Below are 14,405 nucleotides of genomic sequence, written 5' to 3'. Positions count from 1 at the left end.
CGAGTGGCCGCAGTGGCGGCATGATGCACGTCTGTGACTGTAGCAACCGAAGATCCGCGCCCTTCCAGGCTTCCCCGGCTGCCTGGGTGTTAGGCGCGCGCGGGATAGCACAGTCAATCCGGCCCGTTGATCGAGGCGCGACCTTGCGAGCGATCGAGATCCGTGGTGGGTCTCGTTCCTCGCGCCTCGACCGGCGGGAGGGCCTGTAGCAGCTACCGTGCGAACAGCCGGGTGTTGGCTTGTTCGGTTTCGGCGTATTGCTGCCCGGCCACGCTCAGAGCCTGGTTCAGCAGGGTGAGGCTCTCTTCCAGCTGCAGGTGCATGCCCCGCCACTCGGCAAATGCACCCTGAAACGCGCTCGATGCCTGCCCGGTCCAAAAGCCCTCGAGGCTGGTGAGCTGGGCGTTGAGGTCGCCGACATCCGCTTGCACCCGCCCGATGGTGCCGCGGGCGGCGTTCGCGGTGCTCTGCACCGCTTCGCTATCGACCTGGAAGCTCGTCATGGTGTGCCTTCCTGTTGCTCAAACATGTTGGTTGATAGGTGTGAGCATAGAAGGTAAGCGCCCGGCATCCGCTGCCAGCGCGCCGATCTGTGAGCGCATGCTGCCTGCCGTGGCCTGTGGAGGAACCGCCGGAGAGCTTTAGGGGATGACGGGCTGGGCGTGCTGTGGCGCGCTCGGCGTGCCGGCGAGCGGGAGCGAGACACGGAAGGTTGCACCCCCACCAGGAGTCTCGACGACGTCAACGGTGCCGTTGTGGCTCGCGACGATCGCCGCGACGATGGCGAGACCGAGGCCGCTGCCGCCAGTCTCGCGGGCGCGACTGGAATCGGCGCGCCAGAATCGCTCAAATATCTTTTCGCGAATCTGCGGGGGGATGCCCTCGCCGTGATCGATGACGGCGATCGACGCCCGTTGGGTGTTGGGATCAACCGTGATTTCGAGTTCGATCGGGCCGTCGGGGGCGGTGAAGCGCAGCGCATTGCCCATCAGGTTGGTGATGACCTGACGGATCTTGTTTTCCTCAGCCATGACCACGGGCGGCAGTTGCGGCTGGATCGGCGGCGTGGAGAGGTCGGTTTCGGGGGCCACAACGCCGCCGCGACGTGGCTTGCGGGTGCGGAGCCGGGCCAGGGTGGCGCCGGCGAAAGCAATGGCCCCGGTCGGGGTGCCCGTTCCGGACGGCCGCGTGAACGCACCGGTGCTGACGCCTGCGGAGGTAGCGAGCTCGGCGGAGTCACCATCGCCCGCCCCGCTGTCCGCATCCGACTCTGCCCGGAGGCGGCCGGCCGGCGGGGGGACGACCACCGTCACCTGGCGGCTGGGGGAGCTCGCCATGGTGTCAAGGGCCGCGTCGCGGGCGAGGGGAACCAAATCCACCGGGGTGAGCGCGAGCGGCTTCGTCTCGTCAAGTCGGGCCAGCTCGAGCAGGTCTTCGACCAGCCCGCCCATGCGGATCGCTTCTTTCTCGATGCGTTCCATGGCCTGGGCTACGTCTTCCGGGGTCTGCAGCGCTCCCATGCGGTATAGCTCGGCGTAGCCGCGCACGGAGACGAGGGGGGTGCGCAGCTCGTGGCTGGCGTCGCCGACGAAACGACGCATCTGGTCGATGGTGCGAGCTCGGTCTTTGAAGGCACGGTCGATGCGGCTGAGCATGATGTTGAGGGAGCGGTTGAGGCGGCCGACCTCGGTGTTCGGCGTTGCGCCGCCGAGCCGCTGGCTGAAGTCACCGTCGGCGATGGCTGCCGCGGTCTGCTCGGCCTCGCGCAACGGCACGAACGTCGTCGTGACCAGCACGCGGGTGAGCATGGCGCCGATCAGCACGACCCCGGCGCCGAAGCCCAGAAAGATCGTGAGGTAGGTGGCCATGGTGTTCTCGGTTGGACGCAGCGACACGGCCATGACGAGGGTGCCGTATGTACCGGTCGGGCTGATCACGACCGGCACCATGATGGCGTGAAACTCGGTGTCGTGGGCGGCATCCCACAACGATTGAATCTGTCCGTCGAGCTGCGATACCCGTTTCAGGTCAAGCGGCATGCCCACCACGGGCAGTTCGGCGTGGTCGCGGTCCTGCCACGTGCGGGTGATGAGCGCGCCATCCTGGTCGTATAGCGCTGCAAAGTAGTCTGACGCGACGACCGCCGTGTCTCCTTGCGAAAACACGCTCGACGAGTAACCGCTGAGCGCTGTTTGTGTTTCGACCTGCAGCTGCGTGTCCACCTGGGTCACGACATACTGCTTCAGCATGGCCATGGTTCCGACGCCGGAAACGAGCAGGCCGAGCGTGAGCATCAGCACCGTGACACCGGTGATCTTGGATCGGAGGGAGATGCTGCTCCACCGTCTGGACAGGGTTTCGTGCATGGGGCTTGAGTCTACAAAGGCTCTCTGTGTTTAATGAACGGTGTTTAACGAACGCCGTGACTAAGCTTTGGCGGCCTTGAGCATATAACCGAAGCCGCGCTTAGTCTGGATCAACGGTTCACTCGAGTGCACGTCGACCTTGCGGCGCAGATACGAGATGTAACTCTCCACAATTCCGGCGTCACCGTTGAAGTCGTACTCCCAGACGTGATCGAGGATCTGCGCCTTGGACAGGACCCGATTCGGGTTGAGCATGAGGTAGCGCAGCAGCTTGAACTCCGTCGGGCTCAGCTCGATGGCCTCGGTGCCCACGAGTACCTCGTGGGTGTCTTGGTCCATGGTCAGTTCGCCAGCGCGGATTACGGCGTCTTCGTCAGCGTGCATGGTGCGACGGAGGATGGCCTTAATGCGCGCGACGATCTCGTCGAGGCTGAACGGTTTAGTGACGTAGTCGTCGCCGCCGACGGTGAGGCCGGTGATCTTGTCTTCGGTGTCGTCCTTCGCGGTGAGAAAGAGGATCGGCGCCGTGTAGCCGGCGGAACGGAGGCGCTTGGTGACGCCGAAGCCGTTCATATCTGGCAGCATGACGTCGAGGATGATGAGGTCGGGTTCCTCTTCGAGCACTGCGGAAATGGCCTGCGCACCGTTTCCCACTGCGCGCACGGCGAAGCCGGCGAAACGGAGGCTGGTGGTGAGGAGGTCGCGGATATTGGGTTCGTCATCGACGATAAGGATGCGGGGGCCGTCAGTCATCTCCCCAGTATCTGCGCGTTAGCTGGACCTTTGCTGAAAGTGGGCGGTGTGCGCTGTAATCAGTGGCCGACGATCCGTTGTGCGGCCCGAATTACCGACATGATGGAACGGAACAATCCAGTTGCTTCGACGATGAGGACCACCATGAACCGAACCAGAACCAGCCCCGGCCCCGGAGTGCTGTTGCCAGTGATCGACGCGCCTCTCCGGCTGATCGGTGGTCGACTGTTCGACTTTAGCCAAGAGGTGGCTGTGATGGCCATCATCAATCGCACTCCCGATTCGTTCTACGACCAGGGCGCAACGTTCGCGCTCGACGCATCCGTTCTGGCAGCTCATCAGGCTATTGCTGACGGAGCCGACTGGATCGATATTGGCGGCGCCAAGTTCGCTCCCGGAGCCGCCGTGCCGATCGATCAGGAGATCGACCGGGTCGTTCCGGTGGTCGAGGCGTTGCGCGGCTCCGGCGTTGTCATCTCGGTCGATACCTTTCATCCGGCAGTGGCCGCCGCGAGCATCGCTGCCGGCGCGCACGTCATCAATGACACGACAGGTGTGCACGATCCGGCCATGGCTGACGTCATCGCCGACAGCGATGCGACCCTGGTGATCACGCACAGTCTCGCGGCGCCGCGCATGCCCTACCCGGCGCCGCACTACGATGACATCGCCGCGGAGGTGAGTGCGTTTCTGCTCGCCCGCGTTGACCGTGCTGTTCGGCGCGGGGTGCAACCCGATCGCATCGTGATCGACCCCGGTCACGACCTCAACAAGACGACAAGGCAGTCGCTCGAACTCACCCGCCGGCTCGGGGAGATCACCGGGCTGGGCTTGCCCACCCTCGTCGCGGTCTCGAACAAGGACTTCGTGGGTGAAAGCCTCGACCGACCGCGCGGCGAACGTGTCGAGGGATCGCTCGCGGCCGCGGTGGTCTGCATTCTGCAGGGAGCGCGCATTGTGCGCATGCACAACGTGCGAGCCGCGGTGGATGCGGCGCGAATGACCGAGGCCATTCTCGGGTTTCGCGAGCCAGCCTACGAGCGTCACAACCTCGCCTGATGCGCGCCGAATTGCCGCCACGGGCCGAACTGATCGAACGCTACCGCGTGGCCGATCGGTCCCATCCGCGAGTGCGGATGAACTTCATCGCGAGCCTCGACGGGGCGGCGACGCACGACGGACTCAGCGGCGGGCTGGGTAATACCGACGATAAGACGGTCTTCGATACCCTGCGGCTGTTGACCGACGTGATCCTCGTCGGCGCTGGCACCGTTCGGGCCGAGGGTTACGGTGGAATCCGATTTTCAGCGGATGACGCCGCCTGGCGCGTGCACGCTGGCCTCGCCGCCCAGCCTCCGCTGGCGATCGTGTCTGGACGGCTTGATCTCGACCCGGGGCATCCGGTTTTTACCGCCGCTGCCACCCGACCGATCGTGGTGACCCATGCTGCCGCGCCGGCCGATCGGCGAGCGGCGCTCGACCAGGTCGCTGACGTGCTGGTTTGCGGCGAGGAGGCCATCGACCCGCGGCTGATGGTCGCGGCGCTCGCCCGGCGCGGATTGCCCCAGATTCTCTGCGAGGGCGGGCCGCACCTGTTCGGCTCGCTCATCGAGACCGACTGCGCCGACGAGCTGTGTTTGAGCCTCGCCCCGGTGCTCGAGGGCGGACTCGGCCGGCGCATCAGCGTCGGCGCCACGACGGCGACCCGCGCCATGGAGCTTCTCCACGTTTTGCGCGCCGGAGACATGCTCTTTCTACGCTACGCCCGGTCCCGCTGATCCGCTAGTCGAGGCGCGACGAAGAAGCGATCGAGACCGAGGAAGGCGGTTAGGCGGCTTCGAGGCTTTGGGCGTCGAGAATCGTGTAGCTGTAGCCCTGCTCGGCCAGAAAGCGCTGGCGGTTCTGCGCAAAGTCCTGGTCGACGGTGTCGCGGGCGACGAGCGTGTAGAAGTTTGCCGACAGGCCAGATTCCTTCGGGCGCAGCAGCCGGCCGAGGCGCTGGGCCTCCTCCTGGCGGGAGCCGAACGAGCCAGACACCTGGATGGCCACGGTCGCCTCGGGCAGATCGACCGAGAAGTTGGCCACCTTGGAGACCACGAGCACCTTCACCTCACCTACCCGGAACGCCTGATATAGCCGCTCACGTTCGTCGATCGGCGTGGCACCGGTGAGCTGCGGTGCGTTCAACACGTTGGCGAGTTCGTCGATCTGGTCGAGATACTGACCGATAACCAGAATGCGTTCACCTTCGTGCTTCTTAATCAGCGCCTGCACCACGCCGAGTTTGGCCGGTGCGGTCGAAGCCATGCGGTAGCGTTCGTCATCGGCCGCGGCGGCGTAGCTGAGCCGTTCCGACTGCGGCAGGTCGATGCGCACCTCGTAGCAGTTGGCGGGTGAGATGAAGCCCTGGGCTTCGATCTCCTTCCAGGGGGCGTCGAAACGCTTCGGACCGATGAGGCTGAACACGTCGCCCTCGCGGCCATCCTCGCGCACCAGAGTAGCGGTGAGGCCAAGGCGGCGGCGAGCTTGCAGTTCAGCGGTGAGCTTGAACACGGGCGCGGGAAGCAGGTGCACCTCGTCGTAGATCACGAGGCCCCAGTCCATGGCGTCGAGCAGCTCGAGGTGGGCGTACTCGCCCTTGCGCTTCGCGGTGAGAATTTGATACGTCGCGATCGTGACCGGCTTGACCTCCTTCACCTGCCCGGAGTACTCGCCGATCTCGTCGGGCGTGAGCGTGGTGCGCTTGAGCAGCTCGTCGCGCCACTGCCTGGCCGACACCGTGTTGGTGACGAGGATGAGCGTGTTGGTCTTCGCCGTGGCCATTGCACCGGCGCCGACAAGGGTTTTTCCGGCGCCACAGGGCAGTACGACGACGCCGCTGCCACCATCGAAGAAGCTCGCGACGGCCTTGTTTTGGTAGTCGCGGAGCGCCCAGCCGTCTTCCCTCAGGGCGATGTCGTGCGGGGTTCCCGGCGTGTACCCGGCGAGGTCCTCGGCGGGCCAGCCGAGCTTGACGAGCTCCTGCTTGAGCTGCCCACGAGCCCAAGGCGCGACCAAATAAGACTCCGGCGACGGATGCCCCACCAAGAGTGGCGCGATGCGCTTGGCTCCGGCGATCTCGGTGAGCACAGCCTGGTCGCTGCTATGCAGCACCAATTGGCCGTCGGAGTCGCGCTCGATGATGAGGCGTCCGTAGCGGCCGACCGTTTCGGTGATGTCAACGCTGACGGTCTGGGGTATGGCGAATTTAGAATATTTCTCGAGCGTGGTGAGCATGTCGGAGGCGTCGTGGCCGGCGGCGCGGGCATTCCACAAACCGAGCCGCGTGATGCGGTAGGTGTGAATGTGCTCGGGGGCTCGTTCGAGTTCCGCGAAGACAGCGAGGTCGTGGCGGGCATCCTCAGCGAGAGGATGCGCAACTTCGAGCAACACGGTTCGGTCACTTTGGACAATCAGGGGACCATCAGACATAGCCCCTAATGCTACGCCCGTCGCGACCAGGCCAACCACGCCTCGGGATCCGCTCGCGCGGTCTCGATCGTTCCTTCGTCGCTCCTTGACCTAGGAGAGGAACTGGGCGGGTCAGGGGACCGGGGTGATGCTGCGGATGCTTTTCAGGGGCAGCGTGCGTTCAATGTCGGCCCGGCGGTCGCGGGCGCGGAACCGGCCGTTACTGACGCTGGCCGGTTCAAGTAGATAATCCACGACGGAACCGCCGGGCATTGCGATGCTCACCAAGATCGCCTGTTTGGCCTTGATCGCGGTGTCGAGCTGGCGGGCGAGCCAGGCATCCGCTACGGAAACGCCGCTGTCGGCGCCGGCCCGGAGCTTGTCGACGAGCGCGCCGGCCGGGTCAGCCGGCACAACCACCGTGTGGCTAGCGATCTGGTGCCGACGCAGGTGGACGATCTCGCCGATTTCGTTTTCAGCGGCGACGGGATAGCGCGCGTCGCTGAGCGCCCAAAACACGGCGTCACCGCCGAATCGGCTGAGTAGGTGATCTCCGGTGTCTGCGCGCACGAGTGCGAGCGCGGCGAGCGTCTGATCGACGGCGATCGTGCCGAGCAACGCGGCATCGGCGGACGACACGTAGCTCTGAAATTCGGAGCCCTCGCCGACCGGGCGGGGGCCCCCGGCGAGACTGCCGACCCGCACCCGACCGTAGCGGGAGGCCGATTCATTGATCAGATAATCGACCGGCTGCGGAATGCCGGTCAGCGAGATCGAGGCGAGAAAAGCGAGCAGGGAGGCAGCGTTTTCGCCGGCAGCTAGGGCACGGTTAACGGATGCCGCCGTGATGCGATAACTCGACGCCAGTTCCCGGCTCTCCACGTCGGCCATCCCGCGCAGGCGGGCGTCGATCGACGGCGCGAGCGGGCCGGGGGACACCATGGAGAGATCGTGTTGGAGATAGACCGCGCCCACCTCGGCCGGGAGCATGGTGCCCATGGTGTCCGCGGCGGCCTCGAGGTCGCCGCGCAGCACGCGCGCACCGGCACTACTGGTGGTGTTGCGGGCGGTGATGCCCAGCAGCTCGGCGTCGCGCGCGAAGTTGGTCAGCTGGTCCTGCATCCATTCGCCGCCAGCCGGGTAGTGCCAGGCGATGAAGCCGGACAGGCCATCTCCCCACGACCCACCGGATTGCTGCGGCAACATATCGGCCACAATGGGTGGCAGGGCGGCCTGCCACGCTGCGGCCAGGGCGGCCCACCGGGTGGTGGTGCCCTCGAGCAGCCAGGCTTCACCGGCCTCGGTTTCCATCCAGTGGCCTCCGTCACGGGCGACGAGGTCGGCCTGTTTGGCCACGGACATGATGGAGGCGACGAGCTCAAGCTCAACCGTCATGATGGCGGCCAGGCGTTTCGTGTCCGGCAGACCGAGTCCGCCGCGGCTGAGCTCGCGGGCCGGCTCGCGGCTGAGTTCGTTGACCAGTTCCGCGATGGACGAGACGACCGAAAACGCGCGCTCAGCTGCGAGTTGGTCGATGAAGGGAATCTCCGCATCGGCGACGGTGGTCAGGGCTGCCGGTGAGATGGTTGCGGCCAGGTCGACTGCTCCCGGCAGGTCCTGTGTCGGCCATGTCCTGAGGTGGGCGGACACGGCGTCGTAGGGAACGCAGCATCCGTCTATGACGACGGCGAGGAGAAGGGCGTCGAGTGCGTGAGCCCGGGTGGCGACGTCTGCGGCCACGACCTGAGTTGAACCGAGGACGGAAAGCCGGGCGGCAACGGCGTCAAGGGTGGGGATGGAATCGGTGCCGGTCAGTTCGCCGGCCACTGCCAGTACGGCGAGGGTAGAACGGTCGAGGTGGCTCAGAGCGATCTGAATATTGCTCGGGGTCAGTAGCGCCTCGGCCAGATCAAAGAAGTCGCGGATGCCGCTCGCGCTGACGCCGCGTACCCCGATGACGTGCCGCAGATCGGCGTCGGACAGGGCGCGGAGTCGTGACGCGAGACCCAGCATTACTCGCGGTCTCGTCTGGCTTGGCGACTGCGGCGAACTCCCACCGTGACCATGAGGGCGATGATGAGCGCAAACCCGACCGGCAGGCCGTACAGCGGCAGGATGAAGATCGGCGGCCAGATGCCGCGGCTGAATCCGTCGTTGTCGCCAACGCCCATCGCCGTGGCTGCGATCACCGCGATGAACGAGAGGATCGAGAGGCCGACCACGCTCGCAACCATGTAAGCGAGAACACGTTCCAGCCGACTAGCAGCTAACCGGCTAACAGGTTGTGGAGTTTGATTGGTCACAGGCTAAGGATACGGGCACGCGGTGGCTGCAACCGAATATGCTGGGATCACACCCTGCGCACTTGTGTGCGCCCAAAACTCAGTGAGGTTCAGATGCCCACCGGCAAGGTCAAGTTTTACGACGAGGAAAAAGGCTTTGGCTTCATCACGTCCGATGACGGTCACGAGGTCTTTCTTCACGCTTCCGCCCTGCCATCCGGCGTTACGGTCAAGGCCGGCGCGAAACTGGAATTCGGTATCGCCGACGGCAAGCGCGGCGCCCAGGCGCTCTCGGTGCGCGTGATCGAAGCGCCGCCGAGCCTGGCCAAGTTCAACCGCAAGCCGGCCGACGACATGGCGATCATCGTCGAAGACCTGGTGAAGTTGCTCGACGGCATTGGCACGAACCTCAAACGCGGTCGGTATCCCGAATCGAGCCACAGCAAGAAGATCGCGGCCATGCTGCGCAAGGTTGCCGAGGAGCTGGATGCCTGAGCCTACCGACGCTGAGCCGACCTACGCTGAAGCGACCGATCTTCCGGTGACTGATCTTGCGGCGACCGACCAGCAGCAGCAGCAGACCGACGCTACCCTGCTCGCGGCCGTTGATCTGGCACGCGCTGCGCTCCTCGAAATCACCACCGCGGATACCATCGGGGACGTCATCGGACACATCGATGAAGGCGAACTCGTGGTGTCTCTGTTGTTCGACTGCCTGATGACCGGGTATCCGGGCTGGCGTTGGACGGTCAGTCTCGCGCGGGTTGACCGGGAAACCGAGCCGACCGTGCTCGAAACCGAGCTCACCCCCGGCGATGACTCCCTGCTCGCACCCGAGTGGGTGCCCTGGTCGGATCGTCTGACCGACGAGGACGTGGCAGCGGATGCCGATGCATCGGCCGACGAGGAGTCCGACGATGACGATGATGATGACGCGGAGGACGACGACTCGGATGACGATGACTCGGAGGATGACGCCGACGAGACTTCGGATGACGATGCCGATGACGACGTCGATGACTCGCTCGATGCCCTGGACGGCATCGACTTTGATGAGGCGCTAGCGGCGGCGGAGTTGAACCCAGGCGAGGCCGATGAGGCCGAGGCCGACGCCGATTACAGCGCACCACAGCCACCAACCCGCTCCCGGCGCGCCCGCCGCCCCTGAGTCGGCCGCGCCCGGTGCCGTTACCTCAATGTAGAGTGCGACGGCGAGCGCGATCAGCCAGAGCAGGGTGCCAACGAGCAGGGCCGTGCGGGCATCCGTTCGGGCCGGCAGCGGATCGGGCCGGCGCTCGCTGTCTTTCAACCAGAGACGCATGGCCCGATCCTTCCCGTTGCCGTTTTTGACGCGAACGAGCTAGTTTCCGAGGTGCCCGACGACGTGCTCGATCGAGGAGACGAGCTTCTTGACGTCTTCCGGGTCGATCGCGGTGAAGGTCGCGATGCGCAGCTGGTTGCGGCCGAGTTTGCGGTAGGGCTCGGTGTCGAGAATGCCGTTGGCGCGCAGCGTCTTGCTGATGGCAGATGCATCGATGGCGTCAGTGAAATCGATCGTCACGACGACCTGGGAGCGGTGGGCCGGGTCGGCCACGAACGGGGTCGCGTAGTCGACGCTGGCAGCCCAGTCATAGAGAACGGATGACGACGCCTGGGTTCGCGCGGACGCCCAGGCCAGTCCGCCGCTCTGGTTGATCCAATCGATCTGGTTTTCCATCAGCAGCAGCGTGCTGAGGGCCGGGGTGTTCAGCGTCTGGTTCAGGCGCGAGTTGTCCACGGCGTTCTTGAGGCTGAGAAACTCGGGAATGTACCGGCCGCTCGCCGCGATGCGTTCGACGCGTTCAATCGCTGCGGGGGAGAACAGCGCGATCCACAGACCGCCGTCGGAGGCGAGGTTTTTCTGCGGGGCGAAGTAATAGACATCCGCTTGGCTGGCATCAAAGTCGATTCCGGCCGCTGCGCTCGTGGCGTCGATGACGGTGAGGGCGCCGTCATCGCCGGCGACGCGGGTGACCGGGGCCATGACGCCGGTCGATGTCTCGTTCTGGGGCCAGGCGTAGACATCGATGCCGGCGCGCACGACGAAGTCGCTGCGAGAGCCGGTGTCGGCCGTGATCACGTCGGGGGCCTCGAGCCACGGGGCAGCAGCAGCCTTGGCGAACTTGCCGCCGAATTCGCCGAAGACGAGGTTCTGCGCGCGCTTGTCGATGAGGGAGAAAGCTGCGGCGTCCCAGAATGCGGTTGAGCCGCCGTTTCCGAGTACGACCTCATAGCCGTCGGGGATGCGAAACAGTTCGCCGAGGCCAGCGCGCACGCGGCCGACCAGGTCTTTGACGGGAGCCTGGCGGTGTGAGGTGCCGAGCACCCCCGTTCCGAATCCGAGTAGGTGGTCGAGCTGTTCCCGCCGAATTTTCGAGGGGCCGCAGCCGAATCGTCCGTCGAGGGGAAGCAGATCGGTGGGTATTAGTAGGTCGGCCATGTGGCGATTCTAGTTGCCTGCCATGCGGCGGGTAGGCTTGTAACGCTGTGCGGGCCACTGCCGAGGCCGCCAACGAGGCAACTTTCAGGTACCCATGAAAGCTGCGCGCACGAGCCGAACGAAGGGCTGCGGATGAGTGATCTGATCGACACCACCGAAATGTATCTCCGCACCATCCTCGATCTCGAGGAGGAGCAGATTGTGCCGTTGCGGGCGCGCATCTCCGAGCGGCTCGGTCACTCCGGTCCAACGGTCTCGCAGACCGTCGCCCGCATGGAACGTGACGGGCTCGTCATCGTGTCCGGTGACCGGCACCTCGAACTGACCCCCATCGGGCGGATCAAGGCCGTACACGTGATGCGCAAGCACCGCCTGGCCGAGCGCCTACTCAGCGACGTGATCGGCCTCGAGTGGGAGTTCGTGCACGACGAAGCCTGCCGTTGGGAACACGTCATGAGCGAGCAGGTCGAACGCAAAATTTTGGAAATGCTCGGGCATCCCACCGAATCGCCATACGGCAACCCGATTCCGGGACTCGACGAGTTCGGCGAATCCCCGGCCGTCGCGTTCATGGCGGGGGTGACCAACGTGGTGTCGGTGGTGGCGAGCTCGCCTGCACCGGTGACCGCAGTCATCCGTCGTCTGGGTGAGCCGGTGCAGTTCGACCCTGAGCTGCTGCTGCAGCTCAAACAGAGCGGCGTGATGCCCGGTGCGACCGGAGTCTTCTCGGCAGCCGGGTCATACGTTCTAGTGCAGGTCGAAGGTTTCGGAGCCGGCCTGGAGCTGCCCAATGAGGTTGCGAGCCATCTTTTCGTGACAACGCCCATCGGCTACGCGCCGGTCGTTCACTGACAATAAGCGGATGCGCGTTTCCGCGACTTCGAGCCAGTCGTCACGACCCGAGCGCTCGTCCGTTACCAATTCGTTAGAAAAGTACTCGCTCGGGGTGACAAATGGGTTTGATTCTTGTAGCCTCGGGGATGTCCCACAGACCATAAAAGGTCGAAGGACTCTGGTTAAGACGCCTGCATGCCCCGTCTCTTAATCAGGCACACACCCGCGATTAGCGAAGTGGACGGGACAACAACCTAGTGTTGTCGAGGCGCCGGAGGTTGAAACTTTGGCTGCATTAGGCATGAGAAGGTCCAAACGCGGGCTGAGCCGAACATCTGATTCCCTGGAAAAAGTGGAATCGTCGGCACACTCCCACCGGGCCCTGCCGCGCACGGCACCGAAGAAACGCCGTGGCCGTGTCGGTAACATCGTGGTCATGACCCTGGCTACCGGCATGGTCGCCACGATGGCCCTCCCCGCCTATGCATTCGCCCCCGGATCGGATGCCGCATCGTTTACGGCCAGTGAAAGCACAGAGCTGTCCAAGGCCGAGGCGCAGGCTGTTGAGGTTGACCCCCAGGCCGCCACAGTGAGCGTAGCTCGCGAAGGATTCACCGCCACCACCCCCGAAGAACTTGCCGCCGCCGTTGCGGCTGCCGCTGCGGAAACCCGCCGCGTTGAAGTTGCCGCCCAGATGACGTCGTATGCCGCGAGCTACTCCGGACCGAGCGTTGCCGACTTCCTGGCGAACCCGACCTACCCGGATTTTGATCTCGCATCAGTTTTCAGTGTGGCCTCGCAATATCAGGGCGTGCCGTACGTCTATGGCGGCGCTACCCCGGCCGGTTTTGACTGCTCCGGCTTCATCATGTATGTCTACGCGCAGTTCGGCATCAGTCTGCCGCACTCCTCGGTCGGCCAAGGCGCTGCCGGAACAAAGATCTCGATTGAAGACGCCGTGCCAGGCGACCTCGTGATCATGGACGGCCACGACGGCTTCTACGCGGGCAACGGAAACATTCTGCACGCGCCGTACACCGGCCAGTCCGTGCGGATCCAGCCCATCTGGACCAGCGATTACTACATCGTGCGGATCGGCATCTAATCGTTCCCGTGGTGAACAGTAGGTAACAGCTCGCTCTAATGGCGCATACAGGTTCACCTGATGCGCCATTTGTGCGTTAACCTGGTGCCCTGATGTAGTTAAAGGTCCTACAGGAGAGCCATGCATGAGCGACGCACAATCCACACCATGGATGTGCGCGGTCGCGAGTGCTTTCGGCATAGTTGTCTGAGCGAGAAGGCGTTGTCATTGTGACGGCGCCTTTTTTTGTACACTTTTTCGCTTTGGCACGCTCGTTTCCTTCGCGCATTAGACGTAGTTCGAATGGCTGGAAGCCGTCCAGCCTCCTTCGAAAGGGAGCGCATGCGCACACTGGTACTCAATGCGGGCTATGAGCCCCTCGCCGTTGTCTCGTTTAAACGAGCGCTCATTCTGGTGATGAACCAGAAGGCCACGATCGTGCAGTCCGATCAGGGCCACCCCGTTTTCGCGTCATCGGGCTCTTGGGATCGTCCGAGCGTCATTTTGCTCACGCGGTACGTGCGTATTCCCATGTCACGCCTCGTGCCGGTGAGTCGCCGCGGGGTCTTGCGGCGCGACGACCATCGCTGCTGCTACTGCGGCAAGTCGGCGTCCACGATCGACCACGTGCTGCCACGCTCGCGGGGCGGTCGTGATACCTGGGACAACCTCGCAGCGTGCTGCCTGCGCTGCAACAACCTCAAGAGTGACCACACCCCGGCCGAGATGGGCTGGGAACTGCGCTTCACCCCACGGATGCCGCAGGGCACGACCTGGGTCGTGCGCGGCGTCGAACGGCCCCTGGAGGAGTGGGACGCCTATCTGGCACCCGCCGCCTAAGCTTTTGGTCATGCGACTCAACATTACGAGCGTGCTCGTCGACGACCAGGAGAAGGCCCTGCGGTTCTACACCGACGTTCTGGGTTTCGTGAAAAAGCACGACGTGCCAATGGGCGGCGAGGACTGATGGTTGACCGTTGTGTCCCCAGAAAATCCTGAGGGCACCGAGCTTTTGCTAAAACCCAGTGGTCACCCCGCCGCGAAGCCGTTCAAGGATACCCTGGTCGCCGACGGTATCCCGTTCACCCAATTCGCCGTCGACGATGATCGGAGCGCCCGGGTTGATCGAACGGGTTGACGCAACCGGCTAAACTTGC

General features: G+C 64.4%; 16 protein-coding genes. 9 read left to right on the top strand and 7 right to left on the bottom strand.

The genetic code is table 11. The features are described 5' to 3' along the window. Nucleotides 1-212: 212 nt before the first annotated feature. From CXY75_RS14970 to CXY75_RS14960, 3 genes are all read right to left on the bottom strand, one after another. Nucleotides 213-503, bottom strand: coding sequence for a WXG100 family type VII secretion target (locus CXY75_RS14970; protein WP_104083624.1), 291 nt, complete (start codon nt 501-503; stop codon nt 213-215). Nucleotides 504-641: 138 nt separating this feature from the next. Beyond that, the gene (locus CXY75_RS14965; RefSeq protein WP_104083623.1) at nt 642-2,366 is read right to left on the bottom strand and encodes a HAMP domain-containing sensor histidine kinase; all 1,725 of its coding nucleotides are present in this window, start codon (nt 2,364-2,366) and stop codon (nt 642-644) included. 60 nt (nt 2,367-2,426) lie between these two features. Beyond that, nucleotides 2,427-3,119, bottom strand: a complete 693-nt coding sequence (locus CXY75_RS14960) for a response regulator transcription factor (RefSeq protein WP_092112483.1) — start codon at nt 3,117-3,119, stop codon at nt 2,427-2,429. 144 nt (nt 3,120-3,263) lie between these two features. On the opposite strand from CXY75_RS14960, the gene folP reads away from it, so the two are divergent. Further along, a complete protein-coding gene (gene folP / locus CXY75_RS14955; RefSeq protein WP_104083902.1) occupies nt 3,264-4,178 on the top strand; it encodes a dihydropteroate synthase in 915 nt (304 codons plus the stop codon). Next, nucleotides 4,178-4,897 carry a pyrimidine reductase family protein gene (locus tag CXY75_RS14950; RefSeq protein WP_104083622.1) on the top strand — a complete coding sequence of 240 codons (720 nt, stop codon included), beginning with the start codon at nt 4,178-4,180 and terminating at the stop codon, nt 4,895-4,897. The genes folP and CXY75_RS14950 overlap by 1 nt, the downstream gene beginning before the upstream one ends. A 49-nt stretch (nt 4,898-4,946) precedes the next feature. Here the strand turns inward: CXY75_RS14950 and CXY75_RS14945 are convergent, their stop codons facing one another. The 3 genes from CXY75_RS14945 to CXY75_RS14935 form a co-directional block, all read right to left on the bottom strand. Further along, a complete protein-coding gene (locus CXY75_RS14945) occupies nt 4,947-6,590 on the bottom strand; it encodes a DNA repair helicase XPB (RefSeq protein ID WP_104083621.1) in 1,644 nt (547 codons plus the stop codon). 111 nt (nt 6,591-6,701) lie between these two features. Further along, nucleotides 6,702-8,582: a helicase-associated domain-containing protein gene (locus CXY75_RS14940; RefSeq protein WP_104083620.1), complete on the bottom strand. Its 1,881-nt coding sequence runs from the start codon at nt 8,580-8,582 to the stop codon at nt 6,702-6,704. Next, a complete protein-coding gene (locus tag CXY75_RS14935; protein WP_146069490.1) occupies nt 8,582-8,872 on the bottom strand; it encodes a hypothetical protein in 291 nt (96 codons plus the stop codon). Before CXY75_RS14935 ends, CXY75_RS14940 begins: the two co-directional genes overlap by 1 nt. Before the next feature lie 93 nt (nt 8,873-8,965). Here CXY75_RS14935 and CXY75_RS14930 point away from each other — a divergent pair, with 93 nt between their 5' ends. Together CXY75_RS14930 and CXY75_RS14925 are read left to right on the top strand one after the other, a co-directional pair. After that, nucleotides 8,966-9,346 (top strand): cold-shock protein, encoded by a 381-nt coding sequence (locus CXY75_RS14930; protein WP_104083901.1) that lies wholly within the window; start codon nt 8,966-8,968, stop codon nt 9,344-9,346. Further along, nucleotides 9,339-10,019, top strand: coding sequence for a DUF3027 domain-containing protein (locus CXY75_RS14925; protein ID WP_104083618.1), 681 nt, complete (start codon nt 9,339-9,341; stop codon nt 10,017-10,019). Before CXY75_RS14930 ends, CXY75_RS14925 begins: the two co-directional genes overlap by 8 nt. 192 nt (nt 10,020-10,211) lie before the next feature. Here CXY75_RS14925 and serC read toward each other — a convergent pair whose 3' ends face one another. Then, the gene (gene serC / locus CXY75_RS14915; protein WP_104083616.1) at nt 10,212-11,330 is read right to left on the bottom strand and encodes a phosphoserine transaminase; all 1,119 of its coding nucleotides are present in this window, start codon (nt 11,328-11,330) and stop codon (nt 10,212-10,214) included. Between the two features lie 132 nt (nt 11,331-11,462). Here serC and CXY75_RS14910 point away from each other — a divergent pair, with 132 nt between their 5' ends. The 5 genes from CXY75_RS14910 to CXY75_RS21095 all read left to right on the top strand — a co-directional run bounded on the left by CXY75_RS14910 (nt 11,463) and on the right by CXY75_RS21095 (nt 14,386). Beyond that, on the top strand, nt 11,463-12,182 hold the full coding sequence (locus tag CXY75_RS14910) for a metal-dependent transcriptional regulator (protein WP_104083615.1): 720 nt from the start codon (nt 11,463-11,465) through the stop codon (nt 12,180-12,182). A gap of 418 nt (nt 12,183-12,600) precedes the next feature. Then, complete coding sequence (locus CXY75_RS14905; protein ID WP_233201938.1) at nt 12,601-13,269, top strand: C40 family peptidase; 669 nt, start codon at nt 12,601-12,603, stop codon at nt 13,267-13,269. A 321-nt stretch (nt 13,270-13,590) separates the two neighbouring features. Continuing rightward, on the top strand, nt 13,591-14,088 hold the full coding sequence (locus CXY75_RS14900; protein ID WP_104083613.1) for an HNH endonuclease: 498 nt from the start codon (nt 13,591-13,593) through the stop codon (nt 14,086-14,088). Nucleotides 14,089-14,098: 10 nt separating this feature from the next. Beyond that, nucleotides 14,099-14,215, top strand: coding sequence for a VOC family protein (locus CXY75_RS21100; protein ID WP_369826735.1), 117 nt, complete (start codon nt 14,099-14,101; stop codon nt 14,213-14,215). Nucleotides 14,216-14,218: 3 nt separating this feature from the next. After that, a complete protein-coding gene (locus CXY75_RS21095; RefSeq protein WP_369826734.1) occupies nt 14,219-14,386 on the top strand; it encodes a hypothetical protein in 168 nt (55 codons plus the stop codon). Nucleotides 14,387-14,405 lie beyond the last annotated feature (19 nt).

This window comes from Cryobacterium sp. Y11 (genome assembly GCF_002929535.1).
GTDB lineage: Bacteria > Actinomycetota > Actinomycetes > Actinomycetales > Microbacteriaceae > Cryobacterium.
The sequence above is the reverse complement of the archived record's forward strand: the minus strand, read 5'-3'. Positions and strand labels throughout refer to the sequence as shown.